Origin of the sequence: Paenibacillus vietnamensis (genome assembly GCF_020169515.1) — a bacterium.
Lineage (GTDB): Bacteria > Bacillota > Bacilli > Paenibacillales > Paenibacillaceae > Pristimantibacillus > Pristimantibacillus vietnamensis.
The window spans coordinates 47,906-64,895 of sequence record NZ_JAHMHW010000012.1; the positions used below are offsets into that span (position 1 = coordinate 47,906).

Here is a 16,990-nt window from a genome sequence, read left to right on the forward strand (position 1 = left end):
TCGAAAGTGCATCTTATGTTGCAGCCGCTGCATGTGTTTGTAAAATGAACGTTCAAAGCAACGTTGTCATAGCTCATCTCGACCTGCCCGTTAGCCATCATTGCGGAACCGATGGCTTTTTAGTGATGAGTATGAAAATGGTGCTGCCATTCATTTATTCCCTCATCCATTCGATAGGCTTTGAAACCTTTGTCCTGCAATTTTTGCGCGGCTATGGCAGAATATACACATAAAGGCCCTCTACAATAAGCAATAATCTCCATATTATTAGGCAGCTCACGCATGAAGCTCTCCAATTCCTCCATTGGAACGGAGATTGCGCCAGGAATATGGCCGATGTCATATTCTTCTTTGGGACGTACATCCAATAGCAGAATAGACTGCGTATCCAGCTTTTCAATAACCTCTTCCAACGAAAGGGTTTGAACTTCATCTAATTCATTCATGAATTCATTTTTAAGTTTTGCGATATCTGGCAGTTGTTTCTCACTAATCTGCCATAGGGAAGTAAGCAAATCTACAATGGCAGGATCAGCTAATGAGTATATGACATGAGTTTTACTTTTTGTGAATTTTACAAGCTTGGCTTCCAATAAAATTTGAAGATGACGAGAGACATTGGCAAAATTCATCCCCGTAATGTTCGTTAATTTTTCAACGGATTTAGAACCTTGTGATAGCAGCGTCAAAATTTCTAAACGTTTGTCGCTCGATAAACATTTACCGATTCTTGCTATTTGTTTATATAGTTCGTCTTTAATGGTATTTGCAGACTCATACATATCATTCATACGCAATTCCTCTTTCAAATAAAAAAGTGAATAGCCTTTTCAGGGATAAAACCTGAAAGATCAGTCTCTACAGCTTTCATTTCTGGTTATAGTGTACATCAATCCATTCAATTAATCCATTGATTACAAAACGTGATCTATTGACAGCATTCCTATTCGGCCATATAATTCAATCAATCGATTGAATAGTTGAGTTTTTTTAATCGGCAAATTGGTCTGTAATCTTAATTCATAGATACTCCCTACATCAGTGGGGAGGCCCAATTTGTAAGGATTTTTACCCGCGATAATTGTACCGGAAATTGAATAACGAGAGGACGAGGAAGATCATGGCTGAAAATCCGTTAGAGCTTGGCGGTAACGTACGAATGATTGAAGATCCTGTAATGGAATATGTGAATTCACCAGAGAAGCAGCGTCAGCTGCATGCAAAAACATTGAAAGTGGTTATTTTATCGCAGATGTTTGGCGGAGCAGGATTGGCAGCAGGGATTACGGTAGGCGCGTTGCTGGCACAAGCCATGCTGGGCACAGAAAGCTATTCTGGAGTGCCCACCGCACTATTTACGCTAGGCTCTGCTATTGCTGCTCTATTAGTCGGCCGTCTCTCTCAACGGTTGAGTCGCCGGGCAGGTTTAGCCGCTGGATTCCTCGCTGGCGGCATAGGGGCTATTGGCGTGGTCCTCGCAGCTATTTATGACAGCGTTCCGTTACTTTTTATTTCCATGTTGATTTACGGGGGAGGGACGGCGACAAACCTTCAAGCGCGTTATGCAGGTACGGATCTGGCTTTACCCGCTCATCGGGCAAAAGCAATTAGTACGGCCATGGTATTCACAACCTTCGGGGCTGTTGCCGGCCCGAATCTTGTGAATGTAACCGGGCACTTTGCCACATCGTTAGGTGCTCCGGCATTGTCGGGGCCCTTCATGTTAGCCGCAGTAGCGTATCTTGCAGCTGGACTTGTTTTATTGCTATTCTTGCGTCCTGATCCTCTCATTGTAGCCAAGGCTATAGCTGAGCAGCAGCGCATAGCTGGTGTTCGCCATCAAGATGATCAATCTCGTGTGCAAGAACAAAGCGGCAATGTTAAAGGGATTACTGTTGGAGCAGCCGTCATGGTTCTTACCCAAGTGGTTATGATCGCCATTATGACCATGACCCCAGTTCATATGAAGCATCATGGTCACAGCTTAAGTGAGGTAGGAATTGTTATCGGTTTACACGTTGCAGCGATGTATCTGCCATCTCCAATTACCGGATTTCTTGTTGATAAATTTGGCCGCATCTTGATGTCGTACATGGCTGGACTTACGTTATTGCTTTCCGGTCTATTAGCTGCAATTGTTCCTGGAGATTCAATGCCGCTCCTTGTACTGGCGCTTATCCTTCTTGGACTAGGCTGGAACTTTGGATTCATTAGCGGGACTGCAGCAATCGTGGATGCCACAACGCCTCGGGTTCGTGCGAAGACACAAGGTACCATAGATGTCCTAATCGCTTTGGGAGGTGCTTCGGGCGGTGCGCTGTCCGGTATGGTTGTCGCGCAATCCAGTTATGCGGCACTTTCCATGTCCGGTGCAATTCTGTCGCTATTGCTGATTCCAGTTGTATTATGGTCTCGTTCTCAACAGAAAGAAAACGGATAGCGCATATCACATCGTAAATTCATATATCGAAAGCAAGCAGTTCGCGACGCCAGATATAGGAGGAAATAAGATGAACAATCCTGTCGTTATTGTTGGAGCCGGCTTAAGCGGCCTACGAGCTGCTTCCTTGCTTACTGCAAAGGGCATCTCATGCAGGGTCCTGGAGGCTAGAGACCGGGTAGGCGGCAGGGTCTTGAGCACTTCTGACCTTAACAGGGCAGATCTTGGCAGCTTTGATCTTGGACCGACATGGTTCTGGCCGCAGTACGAGCGTGCGATTACTACTCTTGTTAAAGAACTGAATTTAAAAACATTCACCCAGTACACTACAGGGGCCATGCTGTTGGAACGGTCCCAACACAACACGATCCGCTCCATTAGAACGAGCAAGTGAAGCCTATGAAAAAATGATGGCGGCATCCACTAGGTTTCGGGCTGTTCTATGAATACAATACAATATCTGCTTAAAAAACCTGTCAGGCTGCCAAGCACAAGAAAGCACCGAACCGGGAACACTCACGGACTCGGTGCTTTCGCATGACAATGATCCAGTCACTATTTATTTTCGGTAAGAGTTGTAAACTTATAGACCTCGCTCTTAACGTAGTTGCCATAATCGTCCTTTGCCACGACTTGATAATAATAGGTAGTACCCGGCGTTAGCTGGTCAGCGTAGGCAAGATGCAGAGTGCCGCCGTCCTCAACCGTTATGGCCGTTTGATCCAGATTTAAGGGGTCCACACCGAAATATAAAGCCGAAGCGGCGTTATGATTGGTGCTCCACTCGAATTTCGTGAACGTGGTGCCGGTAGAATAGGCTTGTACGCCTGTGAGGATCAGCGGATCGGACAGAGACAGAGTCGTGAACTTATAGACCTCGCTCTTAACGTAACTGCCGTAATCGTCCTTTGCCACGACTTGATAATAATAGGTAGTACCCGCCTTCAGCTGATCGGCGTAGGCGAGATGCAGAGTGCCGCCGTCCTCAACCGTCATGGACGTTTGATTCAGATTCAAAGGGTCCAAACCGAAATACAAAGCCGAAGCGGCGTTATGATTGGTGCTCCACTCGAATTTCGTGAAGGTGGCACCGGTAGAATAGGCTTGGACATCTGTGATGATCAGCGGCTCAGACAATGTCGTGAAGGACAGTACGCCGCTTTTTTCTATTTTTTTGCCCGAGGTTGCTACTAGTTGGTAGTAGTAGGTGGTTCCTGGTTTTAACCCGGTAACTTTAAACCAATATTGGCTGCCGGATTGAGAAGTGTAGCCCGTGCCAATACCCAGATTCCCGGGATCCGTTCCGAGATAAAGCTTTGGTGTATAGCCTTTGGTGACAACTGCCGAGAGTTCAGCCCCCGATGCAGTAATGGAGGATGCCTGCACCTGCCCAATAACTTTGGAAACCTTGTTTTCTCCGCTAGCCGCCCCTATGGCTAATGGAAATAAGAACATCATAAGTAACAGAATAAATACCGCTAAACCAAACTTGCTGCGCACGTTCATTAACACCCCATTAGAAATTTTTTGGTAATAGTTTCTATAGTATTATATGGTATTAATGGGATGGGAGTAAACGGAAAAGTATTACAAGCATTGAGCGAGAAGAGGTTTTCACGTCATTGCAACATAGCTGTATTTTTGTTCGTTTAGGAGGATAAATTGCTTATGGGAGATTTTTATGAAAAAATGGCTTACGATCAGCTGTATCGCAGCAATGTTGACAATGACCGGATGCGGAGGGATGTCCGGAATGAAAAAGGCGGCAACTCCAGCTCCATCAACCCTAACGTATACGGCAAATGATGTGGACGAAAGAATGGTGCAGGCAAATAACAAGTTCGGGATGATCTTATATCATGAGTTGCTGATGTCGGATATGGGCAAAGGTAACAAGGTTATTTCACCATTGAGCATTGAGACCGCATTAGCCATGACTTATAACGGCGCTGATGCTGAGACCAAGAAGGCAATGGAAAATGTGCTGGGTCTCAAAGGTCTGACCCTCCAAGACATCAACATGGGAAACGAAGTGCTTAAATACGTGCTTGAACATGCGGATCCGAGCGTAAATTTAAGCATCGCGAATTCACTGTGGGCTAAACAAGGGAAAGAATTCCACAAAACAGTTGGTAAGGAGTAGGTTTGCTGAGGCAGCTGCTCCTGTTTTTATTATGGAAACTTTCGATCGGTTACAGGAGACAGGCGCGGGCAGCGCGGGATCCGGGAGCTGTAAATTAGGATGGGGGAATATACTATGACGCTTTTGAGAAAAGCGAATAAGATACTTTTGTTGGTATTTTTATTGCTTGTAATATCAGGATATACAAATAACGGATACAAATCTATTGAAGAAGCCATTCAACACGGGGGGATAAAGTACAAACAAATTTATCATCAGCATGAGGTGAATAATGGTATTATTGTTTTCTACGAAAATCCTAATGGAGGCATCGATGCAGGAATTGTATATAAGTTGGGTGACAAATATAAATGGGGATTTGGCGGTGGTACAGTGCCTTTCCCTACTGAAGAAGCTGTAACTTGGGGCTGGGTAAATCTAGATTCCAATGCAAAAGATGCAGAAAAGCAGTACCAGCTTTACTATGGCGTAATAAAAGAAACGCAGATTAGCACACTTCATATCAAGCACAAAGGCTCGGAAGAATACATAGATAAAGACGCAGAAATAATAAAATTATTCGATGGGAACAGACTATGGTTCGCTTTACAGGATAAATACATTGAAAAATATTATGATGGGTTTATTCTGACTGGTTTTAATAAAGATGGTACAAGAGTGTATCATTTTGATTGAGCTAACTCCACCTGTTATAAGCAAGGAACGATGGCAAAGTAAAAAAGATATTCCGGCAGCTGTCCAAAACAATCGGGTGCTTTTTCCACGCTAAATAGAGGATAGTATTTATATAAAAATAGGTCCTGTTCAAGGAGGTAACATGGATTACATTTCACCGAAAGATGCGATGTTAAAGGTGAAACGGTGGCCTAAACATACCATAGCGGCGGGTCGTCGTCATACCGTTGGGCTTAAATCTGACGGCACGGTGACGGCTATAGGAGATAATAAATATGGCCAATGTGATGTAAGCGGATGGCGCGATATGGTGGCGGTCGCGGCTGGTAATGTTCATATGGCAGCGAACACGGGTAATGCTCATACAGTCGGTCTTAAAGCCGACGGTTCTGTGGCGGCTGTTGGTTGGAATAAGTATGACCAATGCAATGTAAACGACTGGCGCGATATTGTAGCGGTTGCGGCGGGGTGGCGGCGTACTATTGGACTTAAATCGGATGGCACAGTGGCAGCAGTGGGAAGAAATAATGACGGTGAATGTAATATAGGCGACTGGTATGATATTGTGAAGGTCGCGGCGGGTGACTGGCATACCATCGGTCTTAGATTGGACGGCACGGTAACGGCTGTGGGTAACAATCGGTATCGCCAATGTAATGTAAGCGGCTGGTGCGATATTGTGGAGGTCAAGGCCGGTTATCTTCATACAATCGGTCTTAAATCAGACGGTACGGTGATAGCTGCGGGTTTGAATAAACACGGCCAATGTGATGTAAGCGGCTGGCGCGGTATTGTGGCGATAGCGGCGGGTAGTAATCATACGGTCTGCCTTAAATCGGACGGTACGGTGACGGCTGCGGGTTGGAATAAGTATGGCCAATGTGATGTAAGTGATTGGCACGGTATTGTGGCGATAGCGGCTGGTTGTGCCCATACCGTTGGGCTTAAATCGGACGGCACGGTGGTTGCTGTGGGTGATAATGAATATGGCCAATGCGATGTAAGCGGCTGGTACGGCATTCAACTTCCTGGAAATTAGAACGGTTATTTTCCGACAGAACAACAAGTGATGTTAAATTTTAGATAATCTAAATGAGACAATTAAGCATCTTGAACATATTGGTGTACCTCTTGCAAAGAAAAAAGAGATTAGTGAATTTGGACAGTTTATCTGGATTGAAGATCCTGAAGGTGATCGAGCTTTGGGAGAAATAACGAGTTGTAAAAACGTTTGCTATTGAGCTCAATTATGATACGAGGGCAGTCGACTGGTGACGATCGGCTGCCTTTTTGTTTGCCAGAGCCATCATGGACTTATCCATTCCATCGTTTCGGCTTTGCATCTTCGTGGTTGTAAAGAACACGGAAATTTTTGGACGGTCTATCCCAAAGGACAAATCCTTCTTTGACCAATGTATTGATTGCGATTTTTACCCGGCCATCCGTCCGCTGAGCTCGATGACTAATATACGCGACATCAATTGTAAATGGATCGTTGCGGTAGGTGTTCCACAGTATCGTTAAGACTTTGCGAGCTACGTCATCAAGCATGGCGCTTCACCAGCTCTACATCGATAATTTGATCGAGATTAAATATTCGTGGTGCGTTCGCCTCATAACAAAAAGCTTTGACCTTCCCATTCTGTACACCCTGGACTCTTATAAGACGAATGGATATATTGCGTTTTTTGTCCTGATAAAAAATCTGAACGGTCCGGTTAATATAATTTTCAATCATGTTGATCACCCTCCGAATAAGAACATTTGTTCTTATTATATACCTTAAAGTATGGGAATAATCAAAGGTAAAAAATGTAACCTTTAGAAGTGAAGATAAAGTACCAGTTGAGGCTCTTGTGGTTATAGCAGAATCTATGATATTAAAATACCCTCCCAAAGACGAGTACAACGTTACGTTAATAATTGAATACCAAAAGGGCTGCCGCGTGGCAGCCCTTTGTAAATTATCTTTCCGGCCTTTGGTTATACTACTTCAGATTTGCGGGATAACCTCGAGAAGATTTTATAAAGGAGGAATTATGAAATTCAAGGCACTATTTCTTCTGTTGATTGCAGTGGCCTGTTTACCTTCGTTGTTTTCGTTGGCGGGCAGCGTTACAGCGCAAAACATAGCGGCATCCAAAGCCGTAGCGGCTCTCAATGGCGGCGAAACCCGCCTCGAACCAGCACAAAAGTTTGCAAAGGCCATAATGCGGAATGATTTTGACGAGGCGCAAAAATATATAGATAAAAGTTTCGTCCAAATCCCTGAGATCAGGGAGAATTCACCTATCAGAGGCATTCAACTCGTTCCATCCCCAGAGAAGGGTGTGAAAATCCTCCTGGCTAATTTTTATGATGAAGGACTGAAGGGAGAACGATTAGCCTTCATCTGGGAACTGGTCGTAAAGGGTGACCGAATAACCAGAATCCGTGTCCTGTTCGACGGAGCTAATCCGCTCGTTGATGAGGGCCGGCTGTTCCGGGAATATCAATTAAAGTTCAAACGGCACGTACTGGTACCCACAGAATTTCCGTTCAAGATTACTCATTTCAATGGTTTCGTCGATAACAACGAATCATTGGAATTCGTTTATCGAAACGATGAATTGAACGGATTTTTCCGTGTCAAAGCATTTCCCATTGTGGGTGAACTGGAGCGGTACAAAAGAAAGGACGATGTGTATTATCTGCTAAAGGACGGTACGAAAGCATTGTACTGGCCCAATTTCGAGTGGGGCTATGAACTTCGATTCCAAAAGAACGGGATGCAGTATACGCTTGCGATTGGGAACAAGAAAATGTTAAAAGCGAAGTTTAAAGCAGAAGACATGCTCAAAATTGCGAATTCCATGGTGTAGGATCAATAAAGAGCAGCCGCGGAACTACCGGATGCCTCGTAAAGTTAATTGTAACTCTACATGTCCAAAGAAAAGTAACCTTGAGGTGATGAATTTGAAAAAAATATGGTTTTTTCCCATTGTGGTGCTGGTGATTATGGGTTTCTCAAATCCAATTTACGCAGATGAGCATAAAGCTCATTTTAAGAAGAAAATTTATGCTACATCAGAAGAAATATTATTTGATATGCTGCGTCCATCAATCAGTAAATTTGTTAACGATAACTATGGGCATGATGTTTCTTGGAATGACCCAAGTATAACTGAAGTAAAATGTGAGGTAGCTGAAAATAACATGAGTTATATAGTATCTATGTTGATTAAAGTTGATGTTCCAACAAATCAACAACATGATAGTTCTGGGTTGGATAAATTAACATTGAGAATCGATTCAACTCGAAATGAAAGTAATAAATCTAAAAATGAATCTAACATAATGCTAATTGAATACACGAAACTTCTGACTCCAAATATGCAATAAGAATTGCAATGAGAACATATCCCATACCCCCTGGAAAACCGCGCTCTGCGCGGTTTTTTTGTTACGAATTCACCAATTATTTGAGTCTGAGTATTATAACCAAGAAATTACCTTGACAGTCATAGTAATATGTCTTATCATGCACATATGGAGGTGATTGTATGAGCGAGAACAAGATCACATCCGACCTGCTGAGAGGACATACGGATACGATGATTTTACGGCTCTTGTCCGAAGCTGATCGTTACGGTTACGAGATCGTCAAGCTGATTGCCGAACGCTCGGGCGGCGAGTATGAACTAAAGGAAGCCACCATGTACTCCAGCTTCCGTCGGCTAGAAGCAGACGGCGACATCGAGTGGTATTGGGGCGATGAATCACAGGGCGGACGTCGCAAATATTTTAGGATAACCGAAAAGGGCAAGGATACATACGCCCGCAACAAAAGCAACTGGGAGTATGCAAAACGCGTGTTAGAAAACTTATTATGAGGAGTGATTTGAAATGACGAATCCAAAATTGACGGATTATCTGAACAGTGTTTTTACGCCATACGATGGGGTGAAAAGCGTCACCGAATTAAAGGCCGACCTGCTTTCCGATTTGCAAGAGCGGTACCGTGAGCTCAGAGCGGAGGGCAAGGACGATGAAACAGCGTTTAAAATGACGATCGAGAGTATCGGCGACATCGAGCAAACGATCCTGGAGGTCGTCAACCTCTCCCGCTCGCTGGAACGGCAAGTGCTGACAAACTTTAACGCAAGCAACCTGGCGAAAAGCGACTTTGCAGGCGTTACGGCCCATAAAGGCCAGTTCAAAGGCAGCGCGCTGCACGGTTCCGACTTTTCTGGCGCAGATTTGACCGGCAGTTCGTTTAAGGGCAGCGACGTACGCGAAGCTATTTTTGACGGCGCGAATCTGACAGACTGCAGCTTCACCGCGCTTGACCTGACAAATGCAAGCTTCAATAAGTCCATCCTTTTACGAACCAATTTCAGCAAGTCGGGGCTTGACGGAGTCCAATTCACAGGCACAAGGCTGACCGACGTAACGTTAACGATAACCGATCTTAGAAAAACGAATTTTGATGGTTGTTTATTTGAAGGGGTCGACTTCAAGTACTCCGATCTGAGCGGGCAGTGTTTTGACGGACAGACGTTTATCGGCGTTAAGTTTGAGAAAGCGGCATTAACCGGAGTTTCGTTCAAGGGCGCTACCTTTAAAAATGTTTCCTTCCAGCCGGGGTTCACTTTGACGAAGAAGTACTATCGCATGATCAAAACCGTCTGCTTTGACGGAGCAACGATGGATAAACTGACCTATGCGCTGCTCAAAGGCATGGATGCCGATTTGTCGAAAGTTACCGTTATTTAAGGGAGGGGACCCCATGCCAACCAAGTCCATACAAGTAAAAGGTCTGCAAAAATCCTACAAGCAGCATCAAGTGCTGAAGGGCGTAGATTTCGAGGTGGAAAAAGGCAGTATTTTCGCTCTCCTCGGCTCTAACGGGGCAGGAAAGACGACGGTTGTCAAAATTCTCACCACGCTGCTCGAACCGGACGGAGGGACGGCAGTCATAAACGGATTCGATGTTTCTTCCAAACCCGATCAAGTGCGTCAGGCAATCAGTCTGACCGGACAGTTTGCCGCCGTGGATGAAATATTGACTGGCCGCGAAAACTTGATCATGATCGCCAGGCTGAGATATCTCAAAAACCCGCGCCAGATTGCGGACGACATGTTAAAACGCTTCGGCCTGACGGACGCAGCAGACCGCAGAGTGTCTGCTTACTCAGGGGGCATGCGCCGCAGGCTCGACATCGCGTTGAGCCTTGTGGGAAAACCGCAGATCATTTTTCTGGATGAGCCGACCACCGGGCTTGACCCTGAGGCTCGGATCGAGGTGTGGAAGATTGTCAAAGAGCTTGCCGACGGAGGGACGACAGTCCTTCTCACTACACAGTATTTGGAGGAAGCTGAGCAGCTTGCCGACCGGATTGCGATTCTGCACGAAGGCAGGATTATTGCCAGCGGTACGCTCCAGGAGTTAAAGACGATGTTCCCTGCCGCAAAGGTGGAGTATATCGAGAAACAACCGTCGTTAGAGGAGATCTTCCTCGCAATCGTCGGTAAAAAGGAGGAAAAGTAGATGGAAACGGCAAAAAAGCATTTCTTTACCGATATTAGCGTTATGCTGGGACGTTCCATGCGCCACATTTTCCGCAGTATGGATACCATCATCACGGTCACCATCACACCGATCGCCATGATGCTGCTGTTCGTCTATGTATTTGGTGGAGCAATTCAAACCGGCACGGATAACTATGTAAATTACCTGCTGCCGGGAATACTCCTTATGGCGATTGCCAGCGGAATATCTTACACGGCTTTCCGTTTGTTTACCGATGTACAGCGGGGCATATTCGAACGTTTTCACACCATGCCGATTTCACGCTCCGCCTTGCTTTGGGGCCATGTACTGACTTCGCTTGTATCCAACGCCATATCGGTGGTCGTCATCATTCTCGTAGCGCTGCTCATGGGTTTTCGTTCGACCGCGGGAGTGCTGCCATGGCTTGCCGTAGCTGGAATCCTCGCTCTGTTTACGCTAGCCCTAACCTGGGTCGCAGCTATAGCCGGACTGTCCGCCAAAACGGTTGATGGTGCCAGCGCCTTTTCCTACCCCCTTATCTTCCTGCCATTTATCAGTTCGGCATTTGTGCCAACCGAGTCGATGCCGACCGCCGTTCGCGTCTTTGCCGAAAACCAGCCGGTAACCTCGATCGTAGAATCCATCCGCGCATTGCTTTCAAATCACCCCTTAAACAACGACATCTGGATCGCGCTTGCCTGGTGCGTAGGAATTATGCTAGTGGCATACATCTTCGCGATGAGGGCGCATAAAAGGAGGGTGTGAGAAAGGGAAAGCATTTCTGGTTTGAACATCAAAATCAGTGTCAGAGTTGCTATTGACATACCATCTACTTAGTGATACTTTATAGCTGTAGTAAGTGATACTTCATACCAGTCATACAGAATAGCAAGGGGCGATTGTGCTGGAAAACCTAACGGAAATGCTCAAAGGCGTGCTTGAGGGCTGCGTCCTTGAAATTATAAGCCGCAAAGAAACCTACGGCTACGAAATCACGCGGCGGCTGAACGCCCTCGGCTTCACAGATGTTGTGGAGGGAACGGTATATACCATCCTGATCCGACTTGAAAAAAACAAGCTGGTGGAGATCACCAAGAAGCCCTCCGACATGGGACCGCCGCGAAAGTTTTTCGCGATCAACGACGCAGGGCGTGAGGAGCTGCGGAGGTTCTGGGAAAAATGGGAGTTCGTATCATCAAAAATTAACGAGTTAAAGGAGAAAAAATAATGGATTTTTGGGAAAAAATCACCGGCAGCGATATGACTAAAGAATTGAAAGCTTTTGAATCGCGAGCCAAAAAGCTGCCGGTTGATTATCAAGCGGCATGGGAAAAAATTAATACCCATCTTTGGCCGCACTCCGATTTCACCGGTCGCAACCTCATGCCAATTCTGGACGGTGTGCTTGGCCTGCTCGAAGAAACGGCGGCAGACGGTCAGCGTGTCCATGAGGTTTTGGGTGACGATATCAAAGGCTTCTGTTCAGCGCTGGCCGGCGAAGAAGGGGCAAAGTCTTTCCGCGACAAGTGGCGCGAGCAGCTCAACAATAACATCGCTAAAAAATTAGGTAAATAGGAGGATAAAATGAGAATACAAGATATCATCCAAGGCAAAAAAGAGTGGCGAGCGCATGTGGCGCGTGTCAAAGCGCTCCCGCAAGATTATCAGATTGTTTATAAAGAGATTCAAAAATATTTCTTTAAGGTCGGCCCTGTTGAGCTAACCGACGGGACGGGTTTGCTCTCGGGGATTATCGATCTTTTTGAAGAGGGCGCGGCCTTGGGGAAAGGCGTGCTCGAAGTGACGGGCAGTGACGTAGCGGCTTTCTGCGACGATCTAATCAAAGATTCAAAAACTTACGCTGACATCTATCAAGAATCTGTTGATCCAAGTAGGTAACAAGACCATGAAAAAGGGTGCGGATAAAAAAAAGTAAAGGGGATCGGGATGGAAAAAGCAATTTGAGTGAGCAGCGTGGTGAGGATTCTGACATTCGTCGTCTTGCCCGCGCCGTTGGCAGCCGTACCGTCTCAAGCATTCCGGAATCTAAATTGCGTCTGGACTTAGGGCGGGGCAATTTTAGTTCTACAGGCGGTTCATCCTTTTCTTTCTATTAGGTACCATTAAGTGGGAATTATACCTAATCGTAGTGAGGAGAGGAACGATGAAAGTTAATAGACGAAACCGAATGCGAACGACAAAAGTTACGCTGGCAGCAATTGTAGCGGGCGCCCTTCTGCTGGCTCCAGCTGTAGTCAGCGGGGTGGCGGCACAGGCTTTAACTCCGCTTGCCGAGCCAGGTCCCCCCTTCTCTGTACCCCAGTCTCTCGACCGACAGGCCGTTGTGCCGAGCACTTCATCACTGGCATCGCCCGAAGCTTTCGATCCCGCGGAAGTACGCAAGTTTGCGGACAGCTATTTCGCGAAGCCGGAGATCGCGGGCAATCTCGCCGGCGCGCTCGTCGTCGTCGTGAAGGACGGAGAAGTGCTGCTGAATGAAGGATACGGCTACGCCGACGTCGCATCCAAGAAACTAATCGACCCGGAGACGACGCTATTCCGGATGGCCTCGATCACCAAAGCTGTGACGGCAACTGCCGCGATGCAGCTCGTCGAGCAAGGCAAGCTTGACCTGCAGAAGGATGTTGCCGTCTACATGCCGGATGTCCGTATCAAGAACGACACTGGCGTTCCGGTGACGGCCGAACATTTTCTAACGCATACGGCGGGCTTCGATTACACGGATGAGAGCGGAGAGGGCAGAGAAATAATCGGAATGAAAGACTTCCTGAAGCTGAACGAGCCGACGATCGTACGCGAGCCTGGCGAAGTGTACCGCTATGACAATCTCGGCTATACGATGCTTGGTTATATCGTCCAGAACGTGTCTGGCGTTCCGTTCGAGCAGTACGTGGACCGGCATATTTTCGTCCCGCTCGGCATGAAGCACACGACGATGCTGCTGAACGATCAGTCGAAGGCGCAGCTTGCAACCGGCTATACGATCGACAAGGAGCCGTATCCGGCTTATACAACCGTACCGACGATCGCGCCAGAGGGCGGAATGCTGTCCAGCGGTTCGGATATGGCACAATTCATCATGGCACACCTCGGCGGCGGAAAGCCGGGCAGCTCCCACGTCTTGGAAGAGAAGACGAAGAAGCTCATGCAGCAGACACATTACGAGGCGGCGCCGGGCTTCCCGATTATGTCGTACGGCTTCGAGTCTTTTTTTCAGCAAGTGCATAACGGGCAATTCGTAATCGGCAAAGGCGGAGACCTGCCCGGCTATCACTCTTGGCTGTGGCTGATTCCGGAGCAGCGTGTCGGCGGAATGGTCATCGTGAACAGCGATGCAAGCGCGAGCGTGAGGGATGATTTTTTCACCGAATTCATGAATCACTATTATCCGAAGAAGCAGGAGACGAAGCCCGTTATCTCCCTTTCGCAAGATGAATTGGCCCGGTTCGAGGGCACGTACCGCAACTTGAGAACGCCTTTGTTCGCTTCGCAGGTGAAGGCGGAAGACGGCGTGCTGACCGTGCAGGACGGTTACGGTTCCCATACGCTGAAGCCGGTTGGTCCATTATTGTTCGAGGACGACAAGGGTGCTGCGGCGGCCTTCAAAGCCGATGAACACGGTGAGATCAAGTACTTATATTACACAATGCCAGACAGCATGTCGGAGAAAATGGACGATCCGGGCCTTTACGACGACGTAGCAGCTGACAGCCCTTACGCTGATTCTATTTATCTATTGCGCGCGCTCGAAATATTTAGTGATCCGGGCGAGAAGTCGTTCCACCCCCAATCGGCGATTACGAGGGGAGACTTCGTCAGCATGCTCGCGAGACTTTCCGGTATGAAACTGTCGACGAACCCCGTTTTATTCGAGGACTTGCGAGGGCACCCGCAGGCGGCATTAATTGAAACGGTTGCCGAGCTGGGCTTAGTGACTGGAATGCCGGGCATGAAGTTCGAGCCGGATCGCGCGATGACGCGCCAAGAGGCAGCGGCCATCATCTGGCGCATTGTGCATTATGTGCTCGGAGCGCCACCTGTTGAGGCGAAGCTAAGCTCGGAGCCTGCTCCATGGGCTAGCGAAGCGGTCCAATTTGTCGTCGCATCAGGCTTTTACGGTCCGGAAGTTGAGCAGGATGCCAGCGGCGCCTTCGATTATATGCCAAGAAAGCCGCTTCTGAGGCAGGAAGCAACCATGATGATCACCAAACTATTGAGAAATCTGTTGGCTTAATCAACCGAAATCCGGCATTGCCGTCATCCTTTATCGGATGCGGCATTGCCGGATTTTCGCACGTACTGAGTCAGATTCACCATGGAACGAGTCATTATTTTCAACCAAATGTTGTTGAGAACAACAGTTCAATTGAAGACCCATCGTTGAAGAATAATCCTACAATTGTACGATCACTTAGAGGATTTGTCGGACCAAATTATGTAACAGAAGTAAATGGTCGAAATGCCGTTATTCTAAACAATTCCCTCAATACTTCTATAGAGGGGAATTGGGAAGTAAAGGGTCTAGTGCGAAATGAGACACAATCTAATGTTGGGATCATTACAGTTGAAGCGCAACTTTTATCCAGCGATGGAACTGGATTAGATACTGTAATCACTGATTCTATGGTGAAGAATATCCGTCCAGGAGAGCCGGTACCTTTTGTAATTAAATCTATTATATCAGCATCTCAAGTATCGGAAGTTAAATGGATAACTGGTACAAAAAATATCGGAGAAAGCAAAAACATCTCAAGAGAAGCAAATATTATGGTGAATTATGAACTTCCTTTCGGTCAGGCGAATTATATGGGAATTCCTCGGGATGATGCCCCCTATCCGTATGTTTTGGCAACATCATTTGACAATTTGAGTATTGGTATAAAGAAAGCACAAATTGTTGCAGCTTGGTTAGACGAAACCGGTAAAGTTGTATGGATTGAAACCGTTTCTCTTGACCCCGCTTTTAGTAACGGTGTTCCTCAAGACGGATCTGCAGTTTTCCAAAATATTATTGTGAAAGACAGCGAAATTGCTCCAATGCTTAACCAAATACCTTATACATTATGGGTGGTAGGGAAATGAAAATAAGATTAAAGTTTTATGTATCAATATTAACCATTGCATTAACTGTGTTTTCATTTGCTGTAAATAATTTTGCGAAAGCTGCGGTTAAATTTGGGGATGTTCCGACGGACGACGTTTTAGCTTCAGCAACATCTAATTACAGTGGTACAGGTTTATCTAGAAATAATTTCGCTGCAATTATTTTCCCTCCTACATGGGCTGAAGTAACTGGAGCCGACACAAACTATACACCTTCCCCGATGACTGTTGGGCGTGCGGATGTTAGTACATCTAATGGTTCACAACTTTGGGCAGATGGAGTTGTAAGTTCCTCTTATAAATACGTACGGGCACACTGGAGTGCCGGTGTTGGGATGTGGCAGCTAGATTCAGCTGGTTTGGGCGCTAATATCAGTTTCCATAATGCAGTACTTAGTAACACCGCTTCAAATTTAGTGGCCGCCGAAATGGCAAGATTGTACAAAAGTTCTTCCGCAACGACTGGTGCCGGTAAAAGAGCAGCAGCCTGGAAACCTTGGTACGGTTGTGGTTCGTCTGGTTCGAAATGTGAAACTATTTATAACTCTATTTATAGTTCATCTAAAGATATCATCAGTATTACTCGCGACACTTCTGTAGCACGTGGTGGTGGATTAGTAAGCCGATCTTGCTATAATGTAGCTGCTCCTTCTGTTACTTGGTCCTGTTATAAATATGATCCTAGTGTTGTTCAAGGACATCAAGGATCTTGGTATTATAGCCCGTACAATGGCTCCTCCTCGCTTCAACCAGTTCCGTTACCATTTTACATATATTGGAGAGCTGATCGTTATGGTAATAAAACCGAGTACAGGCATTGGCTAACTGCGGATACAGGTTATGATACCAGTAAATGGGCAGCTCGTTCATATGGCACAAATGCGAGAAGTTCAGTAAATTGGTATTCCAATTCACAACTTGGGACAGGATGGTAATTAGGGAGAGATATAAAACTGCCATTTTTTAAGATTGGCAGTTTTTCTTATTGATTTATGAACTAAATGATTATAATAGCAAAAGATGAGTTCTATCTCGTTGGCGCTGAGTAAAAAATATACTCAAGAGGAGAATCGTT

Annotated in this window: 18 protein-coding genes and 3 pseudogenes; 19 read left to right on the top strand and 2 right to left on the bottom strand. The window is 46.3% G+C overall.

The features are described 5' to 3' along the window. Positions 1-119: 119 nt before the first annotated feature. Entirely contained in the window at positions 120-791 is a 672-nt protein-coding gene (locus KP806_RS19655; RefSeq protein WP_224725450.1) for an ArsR/SmtB family transcription factor, read from the bottom strand. Between the two features lie 368 nt (positions 792-1,159). Here KP806_RS19655 and KP806_RS19660 point away from each other — a divergent pair, with 368 nt between their 5' ends. Both KP806_RS19660 and KP806_RS19665 read left to right on the top strand, forming a co-directional pair. Further along, positions 1,160-2,440, top strand: coding sequence for an MFS transporter (locus tag KP806_RS19660; RefSeq protein ID WP_224725550.1), 1,281 nt, complete (start codon positions 1,160-1,162; stop codon positions 2,438-2,440). A gap of 70 nt (positions 2,441-2,510) precedes the next feature. Next, positions 2,511-2,801: pseudogene (locus KP806_RS19665) on the top strand (NAD(P)-binding protein); the annotation flags it as partial. Positions 2,802-2,995: 194 nt separating this feature from the next. Here KP806_RS19665 and KP806_RS19670 read toward each other — a convergent pair. After that, positions 2,996-3,946 (bottom strand): fibronectin type III domain-containing protein, encoded by a 951-nt coding sequence (locus tag KP806_RS19670; RefSeq protein WP_224725451.1) that lies wholly within the window; start codon positions 3,944-3,946, stop codon positions 2,996-2,998. 162 nt (positions 3,947-4,108) lie between these two features. On the opposite strand from KP806_RS19670, the gene KP806_RS19675 reads away from it, so the two are divergent. The 17 genes and pseudogenes from KP806_RS19675 (at position 4,109) to KP806_RS19755 (ending at position 16,850) form a co-directional block, all read left to right on the top strand. Next, positions 4,109-4,246 (top strand): hypothetical protein, encoded by a 138-nt coding sequence (locus KP806_RS19675; RefSeq protein ID WP_224725452.1) that lies wholly within the window; start codon positions 4,109-4,111, stop codon positions 4,244-4,246. Beyond that, on the top strand, positions 4,194-4,583 hold the full coding sequence (locus KP806_RS19680; protein ID WP_224725453.1) for a serpin family protein: 390 nt from the start codon (positions 4,194-4,196) through the stop codon (positions 4,581-4,583). Before KP806_RS19675 ends, KP806_RS19680 begins: the two co-directional genes overlap by 53 nt. A gap of 114 nt (positions 4,584-4,697) precedes the next feature. Further along, positions 4,698-5,258 carry a hypothetical protein gene (locus tag KP806_RS19685; protein WP_224725454.1) on the top strand — a complete coding sequence of 187 codons (561 nt, stop codon included), beginning with the start codon at positions 4,698-4,700 and terminating at the stop codon, positions 5,256-5,258. A gap of 142 nt (positions 5,259-5,400) precedes the next feature. After that, positions 5,401-6,297 (top strand): RCC1 domain-containing protein, encoded by an 897-nt coding sequence (locus KP806_RS19690; RefSeq protein ID WP_224725455.1) that lies wholly within the window; start codon positions 5,401-5,403, stop codon positions 6,295-6,297. Next, positions 6,298-6,473 (top strand): annotated as a pseudogene (locus KP806_RS19695) (VOC family protein); the annotation flags it as partial. A gap of 824 nt (positions 6,474-7,297) precedes the next feature. Then, a complete protein-coding gene (locus KP806_RS19700; RefSeq protein ID WP_224725456.1) occupies positions 7,298-8,119 on the top strand; it encodes a hypothetical protein in 822 nt (273 codons plus the stop codon). Between the two features lie 94 nt (positions 8,120-8,213). Beyond that, entirely contained in the window at positions 8,214-8,639 is a 426-nt protein-coding gene (locus KP806_RS19705; RefSeq protein ID WP_224725457.1) for a DUF3888 domain-containing protein, read from the top strand. Positions 8,640-8,800: 161 nt separating this feature from the next. Then, entirely contained in the window at positions 8,801-9,130 is a 330-nt protein-coding gene (locus KP806_RS19710; protein WP_188889637.1) for a PadR family transcriptional regulator, read from the top strand. A gap of 13 nt (positions 9,131-9,143) precedes the next feature. Continuing rightward, positions 9,144-10,013: a pentapeptide repeat-containing protein gene (locus KP806_RS19715; protein WP_224725458.1), complete on the top strand. Its 870-nt coding sequence runs from the start codon at positions 9,144-9,146 to the stop codon at positions 10,011-10,013. 13 nt (positions 10,014-10,026) lie between these two features. After that, on the top strand, positions 10,027-10,788 hold the full coding sequence (locus tag KP806_RS19720) for an ABC transporter ATP-binding protein (RefSeq protein WP_224725459.1): 762 nt from the start codon (positions 10,027-10,029) through the stop codon (positions 10,786-10,788). Then, positions 10,789-11,556 (top strand): ABC transporter permease, encoded by a 768-nt coding sequence (locus KP806_RS19725; RefSeq protein WP_224725460.1) that lies wholly within the window; start codon positions 10,789-10,791, stop codon positions 11,554-11,556. It begins immediately after the preceding gene. Positions 11,557-11,713: 157 nt separating this feature from the next. Further along, positions 11,714-12,019, top strand: coding sequence for a PadR family transcriptional regulator (locus tag KP806_RS19730; protein ID WP_318153711.1), 306 nt, complete (start codon positions 11,714-11,716; stop codon positions 12,017-12,019). After that, the gene (locus KP806_RS19735; protein ID WP_224725461.1) at positions 12,019-12,366 is read left to right on the top strand and encodes a DUF1048 domain-containing protein; all 348 of its coding nucleotides are present in this window, start codon (positions 12,019-12,021) and stop codon (positions 12,364-12,366) included. The genes KP806_RS19730 and KP806_RS19735 overlap by 1 nt, the downstream gene beginning before the upstream one ends. 9 nt (positions 12,367-12,375) lie before the next feature. Beyond that, positions 12,376-12,727, top strand: a pseudogene (locus KP806_RS19740) (DUF1048 domain-containing protein). 228 nt (positions 12,728-12,955) lie between these two features. Continuing rightward, the gene (locus tag KP806_RS19745) at positions 12,956-15,046 is read left to right on the top strand and encodes a serine hydrolase (RefSeq protein ID WP_224725462.1); all 2,091 of its coding nucleotides are present in this window, start codon (positions 12,956-12,958) and stop codon (positions 15,044-15,046) included. 146 nt (positions 15,047-15,192) lie between these two features. After that, positions 15,193-15,894 (top strand): FxLYD domain-containing protein, encoded by a 702-nt coding sequence (locus KP806_RS19750; RefSeq protein WP_224725463.1) that lies wholly within the window; start codon positions 15,193-15,195, stop codon positions 15,892-15,894. Then, a complete protein-coding gene (locus tag KP806_RS19755; RefSeq protein ID WP_224725464.1) occupies positions 15,891-16,850 on the top strand; it encodes a hypothetical protein in 960 nt (319 codons plus the stop codon). The genes KP806_RS19750 and KP806_RS19755 overlap by 4 nt, the downstream gene beginning before the upstream one ends. Positions 16,851-16,990: the final 140 nt, after the last annotated feature.